The organism is Streptomyces sp. NPDC020490 (assembly GCF_044335305.1).
Classification (GTDB): domain Bacteria; phylum Actinomycetota; class Actinomycetes; order Streptomycetales; family Streptomycetaceae; genus Streptomyces.
In genome coordinates, this window is record NZ_JBIRUY010000017.1 from 108,801 (window position 1) to 128,185 (window position 19,385).

Genomic DNA, 19,385 nt, shown 5'->3' on the forward strand with positions numbered 1-19,385 from the left:
GCGCGCACCCCGGACGTGAGCGCGCACCCCGACACTCACCCGGCCGCCGCGAACTCCCGCATCCCCTCCGCGAACCCCACCCGCGCCGTCCACCCCAACTCCCCGCGCAGCCGCGCCGAGTCGGCCGTGACGTGCCGCACGTCGCCGAGCCGGTACGCGCCGGTGACGACCGGTTCGGGGCCGCCGTACGCCGCCGCGAGCGCCCGCGCCATCTCGCCGACCGTGCGCACCTCGCCGCTGCCGGTGTTGTACGCCGTCAGCGCGCCATCCGGCGAACCGGCCTCCAGCGCCGCCACGTTGGCGGCGGCCACGTCCCGTACGTGGACGAAGTCCCGCCGCTGGCAGCCGTCCTCGTAGACCTGCGGCGCGACGCCGCGCGCCAGCGCCGAGCGGAAGAAGGAGGCCACGCCGGCGTACGGGGTGTCGCGAGGCATGCCCGGCCCGTACACGTTGTGGTAGCGCAGCGACACCGCCGAGCCGCCCGTGGCCCGCGCCCACGCCGCCGCCAGGTGCTCCTGGGCGAGCTTGGTGGTGGCGTACACGTTCCGCGGATCGGCGGGGGCGTCCTCCCCGACCAGCCCGGGGGCGAGGTCCGCCCCGCACACCGGGCACGGCGGTTCGAAGCGGCCCGCGTCCAGGTCGGCCACGGTCCGCGGCCCCGGCCGCACCGTCCCGTGCCGGCCGCAGGTGTACCGGCCCTCGCCGTACACCACCATCGACCCGGCGAGCACGAGCCGCCGTATGCCCGCCTCCGCCATCGCGGTCAGCAGCACGGCGGTGCCGAGGTCGTTGCGGGAGACGTACTCCACCGCGTCCGCGAAACCGGCGCCGAGCCCCACCATCGCCGCCTGGTGGCACACGGCGTCCACACCGGTGAGGGCGCGGCGGACCGCTTCCACGTCCCGTACGTCGGACGGGGGATCGGCCCGGACGTCGAGGACGACGGTTTCGTGGCCCCGCGCCCGCAGCGCCCGCACGACATGGGACCCGATGAATCCGGCACCGCCGGTGACCAGTACACGCATGGCCCAACGCTATGGCGCCGAACCGCCGTCCGGGCCGGACCCGACCCGGCACGTCACCGGTCCGTAAGACCTGCGCACCGTCAGATCCGCGCCCTCGTCGGGCGTCCGGTGTGACCGGACCGCGCCGTGATCTCGACGAGAGGACGCGACACGAGAGGTCTAGACTCTCCACCCAGTGGCCCGCGTGACCGTGGCCGGGAGCGAGCAGCACGAGCGGGCAGCACCTGCTGTCAGACCCGAAGGGTATTCGGCGCTTTGATACGGATAGATTCAGTCACCAAGCGGTACCCGGACGGGACGGTCGCGGTCGACGATCTCTCGCTGGAGATACCCGACCGCTCCATCACCGTGCTCGTCGGTCCGTCGGGCTGCGGCAAGACCACGACCCTGCGCATGATCAACCGGATGATCGAGCCGAGCACGGGCACCATCCGCCTCGACGGCAAGGACATCCAGCAGCAGCCGGTCAACACCCTGCGCCGGTCCATGGGTTACGTCATCCAGAACGCCGGCCTCTTCCAGCACCGCACGATCCTCGACAACATCGCCACCGTCCCCCGCCTGCTCGGCTGGAGCAAGCAGGACGCGCGGGCGCGGGCCCGGGAACTGATGCAGCGAGTGGGGCTCGACGAATCACTCGCCCGGCGGTACCCCTACCAGCTCTCCGGCGGCCAGCAGCAGCGCGTCGGGGTGGCGCGTGCCCTCGCCGCGGACCCGCCGGTGCTGCTGATGGACGAGCCGTTCTCGGCCGTCGACCCGGTGGTGCGCAAGGGGCTGCAGGACGAACTGCTGCGCATCCAGGATGAGTTGGGCAAGACCATCGTCTTCGTCACGCACGACATCGACGAGGCCGTCAAGATCGGCACGATGGTCGCCGTGATGCGCACCGGCGGCCGGCTCGCCCAGTTCGCGCCGCCCGCCGAACTGCTGTCCAGCCCCGCGGACGACTTCGTCGAGGACTTCCTCGGCGCGGACCGGGGCATCCGGCGGCTGTCCTTCTTCTCCTCCGCGGGCCTCGACCTGCTCACCGCCCCGATCGTCGCCCTGGACTCCACCGCCGAGCAGATCGCGGCCCGCGACACCGGGGAGGCGCCCTGCCTCCTCGTGACCGACCTGGACGGCCGGCCGCTCGGCTGGAGCGAGCCGCGCGACCTGGTCGCCGGGCAGATCGACCCCGGCCGGCTCATCGCCCACGGGCGGCCCTTCGTGGCCGGCGCCGACTCGCTGCGCGCCGCGCTCGACTGCGCCGTGCTCTCGCCCACCGGCTGGGCGGTCGCGGTGGACGCCGAAGGCCGGGCGGTCGGCGTCGTCTCGCAGCAGGCGATCGCCGAGGCCATCCGCGGGGCGCACGAGGAGAGCGCGAAGGTCGCCGGATGAACGGCTTCTTCGACATCCCGAGCGACCTGCAGAACACCTACTGGGGCCTGGTCGGCCTGCACCTGCGCGAGGCGCTGATCCCGGTGCTGGCCGGACTGCTGGTGGCACTGCCGATCGCCCAGTCGTGCGTGCGGCTGCGCTGGCTGTACCCGCCCGTGCTCGGGGCGGCGACCGTGCTGTACGCGATCCCGTCGCTCGCCTTCTTCGTCGTCCTCATCGACTACACCGGCCAGAGCGAGACCACGGTGATGATCCCCCTGGGCGTCTACAGCCTGGTGGTGTTCATCCCGGCGATCGTGGAAGGGGTCCGCTCGGTGCCCCAGGAGACCCTGGACGCCGCGACCGCCATGGGCTTCGGCCCCGTGCGCCGCTACCTCCAGGTGCAGCTGCCGATCGCGGCGCCCGCGATCATCGCCGGACTGCGGGTGGCGACCGTGTCGAGCATCTCCCTGGTCAGCATCGGCATGCTGATCGGCAACCAGGGCGGACTCGGCAACCTCCTCAACGACGGCATGATCTACCACCAGCCGCGCCTGGTGTGGCTGTCGGTGATCGGCACCGCCGTCCTCGCCATCGTCGCGGACGCCCTGCTGGTCCTGGTGCGGGTGCTGGTGACGCCGTGGATGCCGCGCGGCGGCACCGGCAGGACCCGCCCCGTCGACGAGCCCGACGCCCGGCCCGAACCGGCCGCGGCCGCACGGGAGAAGGCCGCCCGGTGAACATCCTCCACTTCGTCAACGCCTTCTTCAGCGACGGCGCCCACTGGCACGGCTACGACGGCATCCCCACCCGGCTGCGCGAGCACGTCCAGTATTCGCTGATCGCGCTCGGCGTCGCCGCCGCCATCGGGCTGCCGGTCGGCCTGGTCACCGGGCACACCGGCCGCGGCGGCAACGCCCTCGCGTTCGTCGCCACGGCCGCCCGCGCGCTGCCCAGCTTCGGCCTGCTGGTGCTGATGTTCGTGCTGCTCGGCCTCGGCCTGCTGCCCGTGATGATCCCGCTCATCGTCCTCGCCGTCCCGCCGATCCTGGTCACCACCTACGAGGCGGTGCGCTCGGTCGATCCCTCACCGGTGGACGCGGCGCGGGGCATGGGCATGACCGAGTCGCGGGTCCTGTTCCAGGTCGAGCTGCCGGTCGCGCTCCCGCTGATCCTCAGCGGCCTGCTCTCGGCGGCCGTCCAGATCGTCTCCACGGCCACCATCGCCGCCTACGTCAGCCTCGGCGGCCTCGGCCGCTACATCGTCGACGGCCTCTACCAGCGCGACTACGAGAAGGTCGTGGGCGGCGCCACCCTGGTCGCCCTGCTGGCCCTGGTGACGCTCGGCGCCTTCTGGGCGGTGACCCGGCTCGTCGTGTCGCCCGGGGTGCGTCGCGGCGGCTGACGGCTGGGGTGCGTCGCGGCGGCTGACGGCTGGGGTGCGTCGCGGCGGGCGACGGCCGGAAGGACCGCGGGGCCGGGGCGGAACCTCCATCCGCCCCGGCCCCGCTTGCAGGCGCACTCGGCCCGTGCCCGGCCCCTCCACGTGCCCCCGGCCCGTCCTCAGCCCTCCGCGCGGGCCAGCGCCAGCTCCAGGACGACGAGCAGCGCGTCGCGCACCGAGCCCCGCTCACGGGCGTCGAACACCACGACCGGGACGCGGTCGGCGACGTCCAGCGCCCAGCGGACCTCCTCCAGCGTGTACGGGACCTTCCCGTCGAAGGCGTTCACCGCCACCGCGAAGGGGATCCGCCGGTGCTCGAAGTAGTCGACGGCCGCGTAGCAGTCGTCGAGGCGGCGCGGGTCGACGACGACGAGACCGCCGATGGCGCCCTCGACGATGTCGTCCCACATGAAGCCGAACCGCTCCTGGCCGGGCGTGCCGAACAGGTACAGCTTCAGCGACGGGTCGATGGTGATGCAGCCGAAGTCCATCGCGACCGTGGTCGTGGTCTTGCGCGGGGTGCCGGTCAGGTCGTCCACGCCCGCCGCGACCTTGGTGATGGCGGCCTCGGTGGTCAGCGGCTCGATCTCGGAGATGGCGCCGACGGCGGTGGTCTTGCCCACGCCGAAGCCGCCCGCGATCACCATCTTGACCGGCAGCGGCGGTCGTACGACGGCCGCACGGGCGGCTGAAGGGCGCGTGGCCGGTTCAGTCGGTGTCACGGACTACCCCTCGGGAGTCGGGGATGGCACGCAGGGCGTCGATCACCCTGCGCAGGACGGTGACGTCGTGGACGTCGCCGGAGACGGGGATGTGCACCGCCAGGTGTCCGGCGCTTCGCAAGTCCTCGGCCAGGATGCGCACGACGTTGAGGTGGAGCCGCAGCCGGGCCGCGACCTCCGCGATGGACTGCGGCTGCCGGCAGGCGGCGACGATGTCGTGCTGCTCGAAGGAGAGCCCGTCGAGCACCGCGAGGCCCTCGGCGGTCGCCACCACCTGGGTCTCCACGGGTACCGGCCGGCCCGGCGCGGTGGGCGCCACCCGGCCGGCGGTGACGAGGAACGGCCGTACGGCGGGGGCGGGGCCGACCGGCTCCGGGCCCGGGTGCGGGGAGCCGTCCGCCATGGATTGTCTTCCTCCTCGGCCGGGCCCGGCCCGGTCAGCGCATCGACGCGGAGCCGACGCTGTTCTTCAGCTCGAGCACCAGCTGGGGGCTGAGCGCGCTGCCCGCCCGGTTGGCGAAGAGCGTCATCTCGTAGGCGATGTTGCCCAGCTTGGCCTCCTTGTCGGTGACCACGCCGAGGACGGCGCCGCCGCCGATCGCGGAGACCAGCACATGGCCGTCCTCGAGGTCGATGATGACCTTGTTGAGGCCGCCCAGGCCGTAGTTGCCGGAGGCGCCGGCGGCCAGGCTGGTGATGCCGGAGACGATCGCCGCCAGCCGCTCGGAGTCGGCGTGCTCGCGCAGCGCCGACACGGCGATGAGCAGCCCGTCGGAGGACACCGCGATGGCGTCGACGACGCCCGCGGTCTCGGTGGCGAACCGGTTGAGCAGCCACGTGAAGTCGGCTGCGGCGGCCTGCAGGTCGGTCGGCGTGGTGCCTCCCGCCGGGGTGTCACCTGACGGTGTGCTCACTGCTCAGCTCCTTCCGGGAGGTCCTTCTGGTGGTGCCGGCCAGAGGTGGTCGGGTCGGTGGCGCTGTCGCGGTTCGCGCGTTCCACGGCCGCCTCGAACTCGTCGAGCGCGGCGCGGACCGCTTCCGGGTCGGCGGGCCGGGGGGCCTGCCGTGCCGCCTGCCGGTCGGCGTCGGCGGTGGTCCGGAGGGTGGCACCGCGCACGCGGCGGCGCAGGGGACGGGCGGTGCCGTCGCCGGACGGAGCGGGGGACCGCGTCGTCTCCGGGGAAGTCGTCCCGGTACGGGCCCTGGGGATGAACCGAACCCCACCCGACGGGGTTCCGGCGGCTCCGGCGGCTCCGGTCGCGTCGACAGCGTCGCCCGGTCCTGCCGTCCCGGCCGGTGCCGCCGTCCCGGCCGCGTCGGCCGGCTCGCGCCGGGGCAGGCGGCGTGGGAGCGGTTCGGGTTGCCCGGCGTCCGCGGTGTCCGCCGCCGCGGCGGCCGGCCGGACGCTCTCGACGGCGGCGGGCCGGGGCTCGGACGCCTCCGCCGACGGGGTGTGTCGCGTGCCGGAGGTTTCCGCCGACGGGGTGTGTCGCGTGCCGGAGGTTTCCCCCGACGGGGCGTGCCGCGGCCCGGACGTCTCCGCCGACGGGGCGGGCCGTGTCCCGGTCGGCGGCAGTGCCGGTCCGGTGCGGTCGCCGGAGGCGCCCGCCGCCGGCGGGCTCATCGTCAGCAGCAGCGACGAGGGGACCGTGACCTCGGCCGTGACGCCGCCGCCCGGCGTGCGGGACAACAGCACCCCGACGCCCCAGCGGCGGGCCAGCGTGCCGACCACGAACAGGCCGAGCACCTTCGTCGGCATCACGTCCAGGCGTTCGCGGCGGACGAGCCGGGCGTTCTCCTCGGCGAGCCGCTCGGTGCTCATGCCGAGGCCGTGGTCGGAGATCACGATCGACGCGCCGGCCGGGTCCTCGCCGGAGGAATCCCGCACGAACACCTCCACCGGGCTGCCGGCGGGCGAGAACGACACGGCGTTCTCAAGGAGTTCGGCCAGCATCAGCGTCAGGTCGCCGACGAGGTCGGGCTCCACCATGGCCTCGGTCCGGGCCCGCAGCCGCACCCGCTGGAAGCCCTCGATCTGGCCGAGCGAGGCCCGCACCAAGTTGGTGAGTTCGGTGGGCCCGGAGTCCAGGACCGTCTCGCGGATGCCGGCGAGCAGCATCAGACTGTCGGCGTTGCGGCGCAGACGCACGGCGATGTGGTCGATGGAATAGAGGCGTTCGAGCAGGGCGGGGTCGGTCTCGCCGCGCTCCACCGCGTCGATCAAAGCCAGCTGACGGGTAGTCAGGTTGCTCACCCGGCGCCCGACGTTGCCGAACATCTCGGCGACGTTGCGGCGGCTGAGCACCTGACGCTCCAGCAGCGCGACGGCGGTGGTCTGCACGCGGTTGAACACCTCGGCCAGCTCGCCGATCTCGTCGCGAGCGGTGACCGGCATCTCGCGCAGCTTCGGCGGGCCCGCGTCCTCGGCGTCGTCGTCGGCCACCCGGGCCAGTTCGCGCCCGGCCACGTCGGCGACCTCCCGGGCGGCGCCGGTCAGCGCCAGCACCGGCCGGACCACCGAGCGGCGCACCAGGACGGAGAAGGCGATCCAGACGGTGAAGCCGAGGAAACCGAGGTTCAGCAGCAGGCCCGCGCGCCACGAGGCGTCGTCGGAGGTGTCCTCCGCGCGGTCGGCGATCTGGTCGATCAGGGAGGCGGTGATCTTCAGCCGGGTCCGGGACTGCTCGTGGTAGACGGGGTAGTCGGCGAGCGCCGCGCTGAACGCCCGGCGTACCTGCGCGGGCGTCGTCGCCTGCAGGCCGCCCGGGTCCAGCTGCAGTTCCGCGTAGTGCTGGATGATCGACGCCTGGGCGGTGTTGTGCTCGACCCGGCCCAGCTCGTCGGCCTGCGCCTCGGTGGCGAACCGGGCGAAGCGGTCGGCCTGGGCGGTGTACAGGGCGTAGGAGGCGACCGCGCTGTTGTACTCGATGAGCGCGTTGGTGTCCCCGGTACGGGCGGAGAGCACGCTCGTCTCGAAGGCGCTGTGGGCGCCCGCGGCGCGCAGCAGCGAGTCGAGCAGGTTGCCGGTGAAGGTGGCCGCCAGCGCCTCGTTGCGGTCCAGCCCGAGGCCGTCGATCAGCCCCTTGGCGGCGTTGGTGTACGCCGGGTCGATGTTGTTGGCGGGCAGGTAGCCCTGCTCGACGGTGGTCCGCAGGCTGCCCAGGCCCAGGACCTCCCTCAGGACCTGCGCCTCGGTCTCCGGCAGCCGGTCGCCGAAGGTGGCGGACACCTTCTCGACCTGGGCGTCGACGGCCTTCTGCGCCGCGCGGTAGCCGGCCGTGGACGGCGTACGGCCCGCGCCGGTGGCCTCGAAGCGCACGGAGAGCAGGATGGCCTGCTGGTGCTCGGCCTCCACCCGGTCGACCAGCTCGGCCACCTGCGCGCTGTCCCGCACCAGCCGGGCGGCGTCCGCCGCGTCCTGCGACGTGTCCACCTGTTCGGCGAAGAGATGGGCGAGCAGCGCGGCGACCATGGCGAGCGGAATCCCGACCAAGAGGTTGAGCTTGCGCCGGAACGGCCACCGGTCGGCGAACCTCCGTGCGCCACCGGTGCGCGGTAACGGGGCGGGCCGGGCGGTCGCGTCCACCTCGTTCGTGGACACCGGGCCTCCTTCAGGGAAGAACTCACTCGCGCGACGACGGCGCATGACCGATTCTGATGGTGCGAATGGTGCGTGAAGGCACGGAAGCGGCCCACGTGAACCACCGTGACCGACGCCGACGGCGGTGAGACTACTCTCTTCGGACGATCACGGGCGTCGCACTACGTCAAAAATCAGTTACAACGCGCCTCCGCTTCCGCGCGAGCCCGTTCACCCGGCCTTCACAACCGCTCACTCATCGAAGCCCATTGGTGACCTTGCGGCACTTGACTGGGGGAGAACGGGCTGGATTGGATCAGCACCACAGCTCCTCTTTCCCACCCAACCCCCAAGTCCGGAACGGGAATCGTGACTTCCAACGCCCACCGCAGCAGGTCCTTCAGGATGCATCCCGCGACCGCCGTCGCACTCGCCGCCACCACGGTCCTGCTGGCTGGATGTTCCTCGTCCTCCGAAGACAAGTCCGACCCGCTGAAGGAAGGCGCCTCGGACGGCAAGACCGTCGTCGTCGGCTCCAACAACTTCGCCGAGAGCATCCTGATCGCCGACATCTACGGCGAAGCCCTGAAGGCCAAGGGCATCAAGGTCACCTACAAGGCCAACATCGGCAGCCGCGAGACGACGTACGGCCTGCTCAAGAACGGCTCCGTCACCGTGCTGCCGGAGTACAACGGCGCCCTGCTCGCCTACCTCGACCCCAAGGCCGCCCCGAAGACCGTCGAGGCCACCACCGCCGCCATCGAGGCCGAGCTCGACTCCAAGCTGACGCTGCTGGAGCCGGCGTCCGCCCAGGACAAGGACTCGGTCACCCTCAACAAGGCCACCGCGGACAAGTACAAGCTGACCTCCGAGTCCAGCATCGCGGACCTCAAGGACGTCGCGAAGGACCTGACCCTCGGCGGCTCGCCCGAGTTCCAGACCCGCCAGCAGGGCCTGGTCGGCCTGAAGTCGGTCTACGGCCTGGAGTTCAAGTCCTTCAAGGCGCTGGACGCGGGCGGCCCGCTGACGCAGGCGGCGCTGAAGAAGAACACCGTGCAGGCGGCGGACGTGTTCACCACGGACCCGACCATCCAGAAGGAGAAGTTCGTGGTCCTCCAGGACCCGGAGAACCTCTTCGGGTTCGAGAACGTGCAGCCGCTCGTCTACAAGAGCGGGCTCCCCCAGAAGGGCGTCGACGCGCTCAACGCGGTCTCGGCCAAGCTCGACACCAAGGCCCTGCTGGACCTCGACTCCCAGGTCCAGCTCGACAACAAGGACCCGCTGGACGTCGCCAAGGCCTGGCTGAAGTCGGCCGGCCTGGACTGACGCCGTTGGAGACGCCCCCCGACGGACCGACGCGGGTGCCCCCTCGCCAGGGCGGCACCCGCGTCGGCCTGGACGGCACCGCCCTCGACGTCGACGGGGTGGTCGCGCTCGCCGACGCTGCGGCCGTGCCCGTCGTGCCGCCCGAGGCGCTCCAGCGGGCCCGCCGCTCCTGGCACGCCGCCCAGCGCCTCGCCGCCGCCGGACTCCTCTACGGCCGCGGCACCGGCGTCGGCGCCCACCGCTCGGTGACCGTCGACACCGGCGACCAGGCCGGCCACGGGCTGCGCCTGCTGCGCAGTCACGCGGGCGGCGCCGGTGCGCCGCTGCCGGCCCGTCAGGTGCGCGCCATGCTCGCCGTGCGCACCAACCAGCTGCTCGCCGGCGGCTCCGGCATCCAGCCCGCCGTCGTCGACGCCCTCACCGAGGCCCTGCGGCTCGGCGTCCACCCCGCGGTCAGCGAGTACGGCGGTCTGGGCACCGGCGACCTGACCGCCCTGGCCCAGACCGGCCTCACCCTCATCGGCGAACGCCCCTGGCTGGGCGACCCCTCCCACGGCCTGCCGTCCCCCGTCGTCCTCCAGCCGGGCGACGCCCTCGCGCTGCTCAGCAGCAACGCCCTGGTCCTCGGCCAGGCCGCCCTGGCCTGCCACGACCTCGGCGTCCTGCTGCGCGCCACGCACGCCGTCGCCGCCCTGTCCCTCGCCGCCGTCTCCGGCTCCCCGGAGGCCTACGCGGCCGAGGTGCACGCGCGGCGCCCCTACCCGGGCGCCGCGCACGCGGCGGCGGAGACCCGCCGGCTGCTGGGCACCCCGCTCCGGCCGGGCCGTCGTATACAGGACCCCTACGGCTTCCGGGCCTTCCCGCAGGTGCACGGCTGCGCCCTGGACGCGGCCGGCGCGCTGCGGCGGATCCTGGACGTCGAGGTCAACTGCCCCTCCGAGAACCCGCTGATCTCCCCCGACGGCACCGCGGCCCACCACCACGGCGGCTTCTTCGCCGCCCCGCTGGGCCTCGCCCTGGACGGCCTGAACCTGGCCCTGCTGCAGACCGCCCAGCTCTCCGCGGCCCGCCTCACCGCCCTCGGCCGGACCGACCTGACCGGCCTGCCCGCCTACCTCGCCTCCGGCCCGGCCGGCAGCTCCGGCACGATGATCCTGGAGTACACCGCCAACTCGGCGCTGGCGGAGCTGCGTTCCTGCGCCATGCCCGCCTCGGCGGGGCACGCCGTGCTGTCGCACGGGCTGGAGGAGGCCGCGAGCTTCGCCTCCCAGGCCGCCCGCCAGGCGCTGCGCGCGGTGGACGCCTACGCCACCGTCCTGGCCTGCGAACTCGTCGTCGCCGTAAGGGCGTTGCGGATGCACCCCGCTCCGCCGCCGGCCGACGCCTTCACCGTGGCGGCCCGGGCCCTGCCGCCCGGCACCGACGATCGCCCCCTCACCGCGGACGTGACGACGGCGACGGCCCTCCTCCCGGCCCTCGCCCGCCTCTGAGTCCAGCGCACCGCGACCGCGCGGCGACCGCACCGCGACCGCACCGCGACCGCGCGGCGGACTCGTGCGGGCGTTCGGGCGTTCGGGCGGTGAGCCGGCCGCGCGGGTGACCGGCGCGCCCGCTGCCCGCTCCGGGCGGAACCGGCCGGGCTGCCGGGTCAGCCCACCGGGTGGGCGAGCCGTCCGTCGCCGTCCGGGCCGGCCGCCGCGGCGATCAGCTGGTCGAGCAGGGCGATCAGGACGTCCCGGCTCGACGCCCGGTCGCGGGCGTCGCACAGCACCACCTGGACGTGGCCCGGCAGCGCCAGGGCCTCGCGGATCTCCTCGGGCGGGTAGGGGTGGTCGCCGTAGAAGCCGTTGACGCCCACGACGAAGGGGATGCCCCGGCGTTCGAAGAAGTCCAGCGCGGCGAAGCTCGTCTCCGGGCGGCGCACGTCGATCAGGACGACGCCGCCGAGGGCGCCCACGGCGAGGTCGTTCCACATGAACCAGAACCGCTGCTGGCCGGGCGTCCCGAACAGGTACAGCACGAGGTCGTCGCCGATGGTGATCCGGCCGAAGTCCAGGGCCACCGTGGTGGCCCGCTTCCGCTCGATGCCGTCGAGGTCGTCGACGCCCAGACCGGCCGCGGTCAGCGGTTCCTCGGTGCGCAGCGGGGCGATCTCGCTGACCGACCCGACCATGGTGGTCTTGCCGACGCCGAAGCCCCCGGCGATGAGGATCTTGACCGTGTCGGGTGCCGCCCGGGTGACGGTGTCAGAGTCGGCCAAGGCCCTCCCTCACTTTCTGCAACAGGTCCAGGTCCGGTGGTGTACGGGTGACGGAACGCGGCGGGCGGACGGTGATCCAGCCCGCCTCCAGCAGATCGTCGAGCATGATGACGATCACGCTCACCGGGAGGTCCAGCAGGGCGGCGATCTCCGCTACGGCGACCGGCTCGGCGCACAGGCGCAGGATGCGCTGGTGCTCGGGCTGCGGCCGGGTGGCCCAGGTCGGCGGCGGGTCCACCGCGGTCACCGTCGTGATGAGCGTGAAGTCGGCGCGGCTGGGCCGGGTCCGTCCGCCCGTCAGGGCGAACGGCCGTACGAGCCGGCCCGCCGTATCGCCTCCGCCCACCTCACGCGCCGGAGCCGGCGGCGGGGCCGATACCGGCCCGCGGCGCGGCACTGAGGTGCTCGCCGATCTTCTTCACCAGCATGTTCATCTGGTACGCCACCACGCCGACGTCCGCGCCCGCGCTGGTGAGCACGACGAGGTGGGCGCCCGGCCCGGCGGAGGTCAGGATCAGGTAGCTGTTGGCCATCTCGATCAGCGCCTGGCGCACCGGTCCGCCGCGGAAGTCCATGCTGACGCCCTTGCTGAGGCTCATCAGACCGGACGCCGTCGCCGCCAGGCGTTCGGCGTCGTCCCGCAGGAACCCGGTCGACTTGCTGACGACCAGGCCGTCCTCGGAGAGCACGACGGCGTGGTTCACCTCGGCGACCCGGTCCACGAGTCCGGTCAGCAGCTGGTCGAGCTGGGTGTGGGTGGCGGGCGTGGGGCGTGTCATGGCGATGTCCTTCGTCAGCTGTCGGCGGGCGGGGTCGAGAGCTCGGGGGCGGCGGGGGAGCCGTCGGCGGCAGGGGAGGCGGTGCTCGGCTCCGGGTCGCTCGGCGGCTCGGCGCCGTCGTCGCGGGCCCGCAGCGTGCCGCGCTGGAACCCGGCGAGCGAGGAGGCGGCACGTTCCGCGGTGAACTCGTCCTCGTCGTCGTCGACCTCCGGGGAGGGCACGACGTCCTCGCGGAGCTCGGCGGCGAGGCTGGTCTGCGGAATGCGGCGGGGCAGCGGGGCCGGACGGCCGCGCCTGCGGTCACGTCCCGGACGGCCGGCGTCCCCCGGCTGCGGGTGTCCGGCGTCCGCGGGTTCGGTGTGACCGGCCCGGCCCCCGCGTTCGTTCTCCTTCGCGCGGGAGTGCTCGCCGTCGTCGGCGGAGTCCCGCGGCCGGGCCGCGAGCGCCGGCCGCGGCCGGGCCTCCACGGCCGCGGCCGCGTCCCGGTCGGCCGGGGCAGGTCCGGCGGGCCGCGCCGCCTCCTCCGGCCCGGCGGAACCCACGGCATCCGCGGAACCCACGGCATCCGCGGCATCCATGACACCCGTGGCATCCATGACACCCGTGGCATCCATGACACCCGCGGCAGCCGTGGCATCCGCCGACTCCGCGTCCCGAGTGGTCTCCCGTACGACGATGTCGTGCGGCAGCAGCACGATCGCCGTCGTCCCGCCGTACGGCGACGGGCGCAGCGTGACGGCGATGCCGTGCCGGGTGGCCAGCCGCGCGATCACGAACATGCCGAGTCTGAGGTCGTCGGCCAGCGCGACCACGTCGAACTGCGGCTCCACACCCAACTGGGCGTTGAGCGCGACGTATTCCTCCTGCGACATGCCGAGCCCGCGGTCCTCGATCTCCACGGCCAGACCCTTGGCCACCATCGCGGCCCGCACCCCGACCGGGCTCGGCGCGGGCGAGTAGAGGGTCGCGTTCTCGATCAGTTCCGCCAGCAGGTGGATCACGTCGGCCACCGCGGGCGGCGCCAGGTACACGTCCTCGTCGGTGTGCACCTCCACCCGCCGGTACTCGGCGACCTCGCCGACGGCGCTGCGCAGGATGTCGATCAGCGCGACCGGCTCCCGCCAGCTGCGGCGCGGCTGCTCGCCGCTGATGATGACCAGGTTCTCCTCGTACCGGCGCAACTGGCTGGCGGTGGAGTCGAGTTCGTACAGGCCCCTGAGGACGTCCGGGTCGGTGTGCTCGCGCTCCAGCGCGTCCAGCTTGGTGAGCTGCAGGTTGACCAGGTTCTGGCTCTGCCGGGCGATGCCCAGGATCACCTTCTGGAACCCGCGCCGGATGTCGGCGAGTTCCACGGCGGTGTGCACAGCCGTACGCTGCGCGGTGTTGAACGCCTTTGCCACCTGGCCGAGTTCGTCGCGGCCGTAGTCCAGCGGCGGGGCCGCGAGATCGACATCGACCTTCTCGCCCCGGTCGAGGCGGGCGACCACGTCCGGCAGCCGCTGTTCGGCGAGGCTCAGGGTGGCCTCCCGCAGGCCCCGCAGCCGCCGGGACAGGGAACGGGTGATCCGCCAGGACATGCCGACGCACAGCAGCAGGGCGAGCAGCCCGCCCGCGCTCAGCGAGGCGGCGGTCAGCAGCAGGCTGTGTGCCTTGTCGGTGCTGCGGTCGAGCAGGCCGGACGTCATGGACCGGATCATCCGCGCGTACGCGTCGCCCACCTTCGTCAGGGCGGTGGCCCACTGCCGTCGCGCGTCCGGCAGCGCGACCTTGCCGCCGTCGGCCTGGGGTCCGGCCGCGAGCACCTGGTCCTCGATGTCCTGGAGCGTCTGCCACTCGGGGCTCCGCAGGATCCGCTCGGTCTGGGTCTTCGCGCTGCCGCGCAGCTGGGGGACGATCTGGTCCTTCACGAGCCAGCGGCGTGTGCTGACCAGCTCGGAGAAGTCGCTCCAGGCCTTCTCGTCGAGGTACCCGGACGGCCAGGCCAGGGTGAGTTGGGCGTTCTCCCGCGAGACGAGTTCCGCCGCGTGTTCGAGGGCGACCAGCGGTCCGGCCTGGGAGGTGAGGTCGCCGTCGTCGACCTGGGAGAGCTCCTGGTAGGCGTGGATCTGGTCATCGATGATCGAGCCGTAGTGGTCCAGCGTCTGCTGGGCGGTGATGTCGGTCGGGTCGTCCACCTGGCCCCGGTAGTACTCGAGGCTGCCGACCGAGCCGACGATCGAGTACAGCCGGTCGGAGATGCGTGCGGGGGCCCGGTTGATGGCATCGGACTGGCGGACCAGCTTGGCGACCGCCCGGTCCGTCTCCGCGCGCTGCGCGTCCAGGGCGGCCCGCGAACCGTGCGGCGAGGCCAGCCACGCGGCGGACAGGGTGCGTTCCCGCTGCAGCGCGAGCGTCGCGTCGGTGCCCATGATGCCGGTCGAGCTGCTCAGCTCGGTCTGCCCGCGCAGCCGCAGCCCCTCGGCGAACATCCGCGTCGTCGTCACGCCCCACACGGCGGCGAGCGTGACGCTGGGCACCAGCGCCAACAGGATCAGCGAGAGGCGTATGGAGCCGAGACGGCGCCGGGCACCTGTCCGTGGAGACATCGTCGTCCTAGGCGATCAGCAGGAGGTGAGCGGGAGGGAAACGCGGACGGATCGGGGAGTGGAGGGGAGGCGGCGGGGAGGCAGCGGGGACGGATCGGATACGGAACGGGGAGGGGACGAGCGCGGGGTGGCCGCGTGTCCGGTACGGCACAAGGGGTGTGCAGGATGCTATCCGCACAATTGACCGGACGTGGCGCGCGTCACCGAAATCTTCGGCGGCATCCGGGCATCCGGGGACGAAGCGTCCGTCAGCGGGTCCCGCCCGCGGCGAACCTCGCGACGGAGGCCACGTTCGCCTTCGTCACGAACGCCGGCCCGGTGAGCACGGGGGCGACCCCGCCGCCGCTGACGTTGCCGTTGGTCCGGTACAGCCACAGCGCGTCCACGGCGAGGTAGCCCTGCAAGTAGGGCTGTTGGTCCACGGCGAACTGCACGTCACCGTCCTGGACGGCCTTCACCAGGTCCTTGTTCAGGTCGAAGGTGGCGACGCGGGCCCTGCTGCCCGCCTGCTCCACCGACTTGACCGCGGTCAGCGCGAACTGCGCGCCATTGGCCACCACTTCGTCGATGGTCGGGTCCTGCCGCAGCCGGGTCGTGATCGCGGCGGCGACCGCCTTGTGGTCGTCGCCCTCGACGTAGAGCATCTCGGTCTGCCCGCCGAAGGTCTTCTTCACCCCGGCGCAGCGCGCCTCGAGGGCCACGTTGCCCCGCTCGTGGATGACGCACAGGGCGTGCCGGGCCTTCAGGTCGTCCAGTTTGTCGCCGACGGCGCGGCCCGCCACGCTCTCGTCCTGCCCGAAGTACTCCAGCAACCCCTCCGACTGCCAGGCGTCGATGCCGGAGTTGAGGCCGACCACGGGGATGCCGGCGCTCCTGGCCCGGGCGACCGGGTCCTTCATCGCCTGCGGCCTGGCGAGGGTCACGGCGATGCCGTCGGCCTTGTCGCGGACGGCGTCCCGCACCAGTTCGGCCTGTCCCGCCGTGTCCGGGTCGTTGGCGTACGTCAGCTCGATGCCGTCCTTGGCGGCCGCCGCCTCGGCGCCCTTGCGCACCAGGTCCCAGAACGTGTCGCCGTCGGTCGCGTGCGTGATCAGGGTGACCTTGAGGCGGGTGCCGGCCCGGCCGGCCGCGTCCGTGCCGGAGTCCGACCGCCCGCCCGACGCGGAGCAGCCGGCCACCAGGAGGACGGCCGCGGCCAGGGCCACGACGCGGACGGTTCTGCGGGAGGCGGGCGGGGGAGCAGTGTTCATGAGGGTGCGGCACCTCGCTGTGCGGCCGAGCAAGAGGAACGGCGAGACGGCAGACCCCCCGGACGGCATGCGAACGCCGTACGCCGACCGGGTGATTCTCGCTGGCCCGGAGCCAATCGTGTGTGGCCGCCGGTAGTCAAGTGAACGGCCACGTGGAGTGAGTCGATGCTGCCGCATTGTGATCAACTCCCCGTGTGGCGGCCCACGACGGCCGCCCCACGGCCTCCGTCTCCGTCTCCGTCTCTGTCAGGGCTCTGCTACGGCCCCGGTACGGCGCACCGGCCGGCCCCCGGTACGGCGCACCGGCCGACCCCCGTCACGGGGACCGGCCGGTGCGCCGATGGGATGCCGCCGAGGGGTCACACCCGGACGGCCTTCGCGGCCCGGGCCTCCCTCCGGCGCTGCCGGCGGACGCGGCGCGGCTCCTGGTCAGGCAGCCAGCCGAAGGCCAGGCAACTGCCGACGAGCCCGAGCAGCAGGCCGATGAAGAAGCCGCCCAGGTTCGAGGTGACCCAGGTGCCCAGCGAGGAGAGGACACCGACGATCGAGTAGAACAGGCGCTGCGCGGGGCTGAAGAGGGTCAGCAGACCGCACAGCAGCATCACGGCCGGCAGCAGGTAGCCGGCCAGCCCCTGCATGCCGATGTGCATGACGACCTTCAGCGAGGCCTTCTCGGTGAGCAGGATCTCCGCCCCGCCCAGGGCGAGCAGCAGCCCGCCCCAGAACGGCCGGCCGGCCCGCCAGCGCCCGAAGGCAGCCCGCACGCCCGGCCGCGCCCCGGCGCCGGACACCGGTCCGGCGTCCTGCTCGCGCCGGACACCCGGTTCCGGTCCGGCGGCCGCCGATCCGGGATCCGCGGCCGGCTCGGGTCCGGCGGCCGGCTCCAGGCGCGCGGTCGGCTCCGGCCCGGCGGCCGACTCCGCTCGCGCGGCCGACTCCGGTCCGGTGTCCGGCTTCGCGGGGGCACGCCGCTCCGGGCCGAAGGCCGCCTCCAGGTCGGCGGCCGTCGTCCCCGGGCCGATGCCTTCGTCCGAGCCCGCCGACATCAGCAACCCGTGTCGCTGAAGCGCAGTTTCAGGCCCGGAAGCTTGAACACGCCTGCGGTGGTCGCGTAGTTGGTCTGCCGCAGGTTCGCGATGCGCACGGTGTCGGCCTGCTGGCTGAAGACGCCCTTCGGGCCCTTCACCCCGGCCTTGGTGAGCGTGCTGGCGTCGTTGCCGATCTCGATGTTGTTGAAGGCGGCGTCGCCGGACAGCTCGGTCGAGTCGGTGGTGAGGTCGCTCGCCTGCACCTTCGACGCCCCGCTGCCCGCGGTGATGAGGAGGTTGGTGCCGCCGAGATCGACGCTCTGGCACAGCTTCGTCAGCGTCGCGTTCTTGATCGCGGAGGTGACGACCAGCACCTGGCCGCCGGTGTCGCCCGCGTTGGGGCTGTCCTCGGCCATTTCGTCGAGCGCGCCGAACTGCTCGAAGCCGGTGCCGTCGAGCTCGGTGGCGGTGACCGTGAAGGGCATCCCGGAGATGGAGAACTGCACGCCGAGCGCTCCCTCGGCGGTGAGGATCGCCATTCCGGCGACGGCCGCGACGGCAGGCACCGCCATCACCGCGGCGCGGCGCAGGCGGACCCGCCCGCGTCTCGCGGAATCGGGCAGGGAACTCTCGGGGGTCCCTGGGGTGTGCTCGGCGGACGAGGTGACGTCCGAGGACGAGGCCATTTCTGCTCCCGTGTGCATAGTCAGTGCGAGTAGGGCATCAGCGGCGCGTTGTCCTGGCGCGGACAGCGGGCTGCGACGTACCGCTCCTCCACCTCCCGGCGGATGGAAGGGCTTTCACGTACTCCGCAGTAGCCTCCGAGGAAGTTACCCGCGGTTACATTCGAGGGTCAAGGGAGTTGTAAAAAAAGGGTGTCGGTTGTGTGTCACCTGGACGTTCCCCGCCCGCCGCGCCTGTCGGGCGACCCCTCGAAGACACCCTAAGAGAAGGTCAACTCCGGTTCCAGCTATTGACGTTGACTGAGCATCAGGTCTACAACTGCCCCTGGCTTCCCCTGGATCCGTGGCGCCGGATCCCGCCACGCGGCATCGTCCGCGTCTCCCGGACCCCACCCGTCCAGCACGGGCAGTCTCGTCCGATCCCCATCACGGTTCAGCACGGGCGCACTTTCCCCTGGTCCCGTGCCGGCCGGTTCTCCCGCCCGGCCCGTCCGGAGGCCCTTTCCAGGCCCCCGGCCGGTCACCGGCCGGTAGCCGTTCCCGGCCCGTCACGTACGGAGAAGGCGTCACGGGCCGGCAACGGCGGGCGCCGATCCGCGTCCCGCACCCTCTCGCGCATCACACCGGAAGCCTGCACCCCCAACTCGCAGCCCCCACCGGAAAGAGGTACTGACCCATGCGCACTCGCACCCTCCTCACCCTCGTCGGAGCCGTCGCGGCCCTCTCCCTCCCGGCGGCCGTGCCCGCCTCGGCGGCCGGCTCCGTCCTGACCACGGGCTCCGCCGGCGGCTCTGCCGCCGCGGTCGGCGACGTGCTGACGGCGCCGCTGGCGAGCGGCACCTCCGCCACGCTCTACTCCAGCGCCACCGGCACGAGCGGCGTGACCTGCACGACGTCGCAGTTCACCGCGACCGTGACCGACAACCCGGCCGCGCCGGGCACGGCCACCGAGAAGGTCACCGCGCACACCTTCGACAGCAGCAGCTGCACCAGCAACGTCACCGGTGTGGTCGGGGTCAGCAGCATCACGGTCGACAACCTGCCCTACAACGCCACCGTGACCTCCGCCGGAGTCGTCACGGTCAGCCCGGCGAGCGGCTCCACCATCCAGACCACGGTCAAGCTGCGGACCCTGCTGGGCACCATCACCTGCGTCTACCAGGCGCCGAGCCTCACCGGCACCGCGAGCAACACCGACAACAGCATCTCCTTCACCAACCAGCAGTTCACCAAGACGTCCGGCTCGTCGCTCTGCTTCAGCAGCGGCTACTTCACCGCCAAGTACGCCCCGGTGACGGACAACGGCGCGGCGGTCTTCGTCAACTAGTCCAGCCGGCTCAACCAGCT

Annotated in this window: 18 protein-coding genes; 6 read left to right on the plus strand and 12 right to left on the minus strand. The window is 72.9% G+C overall.

The genetic code is table 11. The features are described 5' to 3' along the window. Window positions 1-35 precede the first annotated feature (35 nt). Window positions 36-1,025: an NAD-dependent epimerase/dehydratase family protein gene (locus tag ACH4ZX_RS19565; RefSeq protein ID WP_398273906.1), complete on the minus strand. Its 990-nt coding sequence runs from the start codon at window positions 1,023-1,025 to the stop codon at window positions 36-38. Between the two features lie 255 nt (window positions 1,026-1,280). Here ACH4ZX_RS19565 and ACH4ZX_RS19570 point away from each other — a divergent pair, with 255 nt between their 5' ends. The 3 genes from ACH4ZX_RS19570 to ACH4ZX_RS19580 are packed head-to-tail and all read left to right on the plus strand — an operon-like array spanning window position 1,281 to window position 3,786. Further along, window positions 1,281-2,402 carry an ABC transporter ATP-binding protein gene (locus tag ACH4ZX_RS19570; protein ID WP_398273909.1) on the plus strand — a complete coding sequence of 374 codons (1,122 nt, stop codon included), beginning with the start codon at window positions 1,281-1,283 and terminating at the stop codon, window positions 2,400-2,402. Continuing rightward, window positions 2,399-3,121, plus strand: a complete 723-nt coding sequence (locus ACH4ZX_RS19575; RefSeq protein ID WP_398273912.1) for an ABC transporter permease — start codon at window positions 2,399-2,401, stop codon at window positions 3,119-3,121. Before ACH4ZX_RS19570 ends, ACH4ZX_RS19575 begins: the two co-directional genes overlap by 4 nt. Then, the gene (locus tag ACH4ZX_RS19580) at window positions 3,118-3,786 is read left to right on the plus strand and encodes an ABC transporter permease (RefSeq protein ID WP_398273915.1); all 669 of its coding nucleotides are present in this window, start codon (window positions 3,118-3,120) and stop codon (window positions 3,784-3,786) included. Before ACH4ZX_RS19575 ends, ACH4ZX_RS19580 begins: the two co-directional genes overlap by 4 nt. Before the next feature lie 158 nt (window positions 3,787-3,944). Here the strand turns inward: ACH4ZX_RS19580 and ACH4ZX_RS19585 are convergent, their stop codons facing one another. The 4 genes from ACH4ZX_RS19585 to ACH4ZX_RS19600 are packed head-to-tail and all read right to left on the minus strand — an operon-like array spanning window position 3,945 to window position 8,148. After that, window positions 3,945-4,547: a GTP-binding protein gene (locus ACH4ZX_RS19585; protein WP_398273918.1), complete on the minus strand. Its 603-nt coding sequence runs from the start codon at window positions 4,545-4,547 to the stop codon at window positions 3,945-3,947. Further along, window positions 4,534-4,950, minus strand: a complete 417-nt coding sequence (locus ACH4ZX_RS19590) for a DUF742 domain-containing protein (RefSeq protein ID WP_398273920.1) — start codon at window positions 4,948-4,950, stop codon at window positions 4,534-4,536. The genes ACH4ZX_RS19585 and ACH4ZX_RS19590 overlap by 14 nt, the downstream gene beginning before the upstream one ends. Before the next feature lie 34 nt (window positions 4,951-4,984). Beyond that, window positions 4,985-5,461, minus strand: a complete 477-nt coding sequence (locus tag ACH4ZX_RS19595) for a roadblock/LC7 domain-containing protein (RefSeq protein WP_398273923.1) — start codon at window positions 5,459-5,461, stop codon at window positions 4,985-4,987. Further along, window positions 5,458-8,148, minus strand: coding sequence for an ATP-binding protein (locus tag ACH4ZX_RS19600; protein WP_398273926.1), 2,691 nt, complete (start codon window positions 8,146-8,148; stop codon window positions 5,458-5,460). The genes ACH4ZX_RS19595 and ACH4ZX_RS19600 overlap by 4 nt, the downstream gene beginning before the upstream one ends. A gap of 348 nt (window positions 8,149-8,496) precedes the next feature. Here ACH4ZX_RS19600 and ACH4ZX_RS19605 point away from each other — a divergent pair, with 348 nt between their 5' ends. Then, window positions 8,497-9,453, plus strand: a complete 957-nt coding sequence (locus tag ACH4ZX_RS19605) for an ABC transporter substrate-binding protein (protein ID WP_398273928.1) — start codon at window positions 8,497-8,499, stop codon at window positions 9,451-9,453. 35 nt (window positions 9,454-9,488) lie between these two features. Continuing rightward, complete coding sequence (locus tag ACH4ZX_RS19610) at window positions 9,489-10,943, plus strand: aromatic amino acid ammonia-lyase (protein WP_398273931.1); 1,455 nt, start codon at window positions 9,489-9,491, stop codon at window positions 10,941-10,943. Window positions 10,944-11,101: 158 nt separating this feature from the next. Here ACH4ZX_RS19610 and ACH4ZX_RS19615 read toward each other — a convergent pair whose 3' ends face one another. The 7 genes from ACH4ZX_RS19615 to ACH4ZX_RS19645 form a co-directional block, all read right to left on the minus strand. Then, window positions 11,102-11,713, minus strand: coding sequence for a GTP-binding protein (locus ACH4ZX_RS19615; protein ID WP_398273933.1), 612 nt, complete (start codon window positions 11,711-11,713; stop codon window positions 11,102-11,104). After that, window positions 11,700-12,059 carry a DUF742 domain-containing protein gene (locus ACH4ZX_RS19620; protein WP_360759731.1) on the minus strand — a complete coding sequence of 120 codons (360 nt, stop codon included), beginning with the start codon at window positions 12,057-12,059 and terminating at the stop codon, window positions 11,700-11,702. Before ACH4ZX_RS19620 ends, ACH4ZX_RS19615 begins: the two co-directional genes overlap by 14 nt. A gap of 1 nt (window position 12,060) precedes the next feature. Then, a complete protein-coding gene (locus ACH4ZX_RS19625; RefSeq protein ID WP_360759728.1) occupies window positions 12,061-12,492 on the minus strand; it encodes a roadblock/LC7 domain-containing protein in 432 nt (143 codons plus the stop codon). 14 nt (window positions 12,493-12,506) lie between these two features. Further along, window positions 12,507-15,077, minus strand: a complete 2,571-nt coding sequence (locus tag ACH4ZX_RS19630; RefSeq protein WP_398273937.1) for a nitrate- and nitrite sensing domain-containing protein — start codon at window positions 15,075-15,077, stop codon at window positions 12,507-12,509. Between the two features lie 248 nt (window positions 15,078-15,325). Beyond that, window positions 15,326-16,327 carry a substrate-binding domain-containing protein gene (locus ACH4ZX_RS19635; protein ID WP_398273939.1) on the minus strand — a complete coding sequence of 334 codons (1,002 nt, stop codon included), beginning with the start codon at window positions 16,325-16,327 and terminating at the stop codon, window positions 15,326-15,328. A 359-nt stretch (window positions 16,328-16,686) separates the two neighbouring features. Next, the gene (locus ACH4ZX_RS19640; protein WP_398274028.1) at window positions 16,687-17,118 is read right to left on the minus strand and encodes a DUF6114 domain-containing protein; all 432 of its coding nucleotides are present in this window, start codon (window positions 17,116-17,118) and stop codon (window positions 16,687-16,689) included. Between the two features lie 254 nt (window positions 17,119-17,372). After that, on the minus strand, window positions 17,373-18,041 hold the full coding sequence (locus ACH4ZX_RS19645) for a DUF6230 family protein (RefSeq protein ID WP_398273942.1): 669 nt from the start codon (window positions 18,039-18,041) through the stop codon (window positions 17,373-17,375). A gap of 673 nt (window positions 18,042-18,714) precedes the next feature. Between ACH4ZX_RS19645 and ACH4ZX_RS19650 the strand changes: the two genes are divergently transcribed. After that, window positions 18,715-19,365, plus strand: coding sequence for a Tat pathway signal sequence domain protein (locus ACH4ZX_RS19650; RefSeq protein WP_398273945.1), 651 nt, complete (start codon window positions 18,715-18,717; stop codon window positions 19,363-19,365). The last annotated feature ends 20 nt before the right edge of the window (window positions 19,366-19,385 follow it).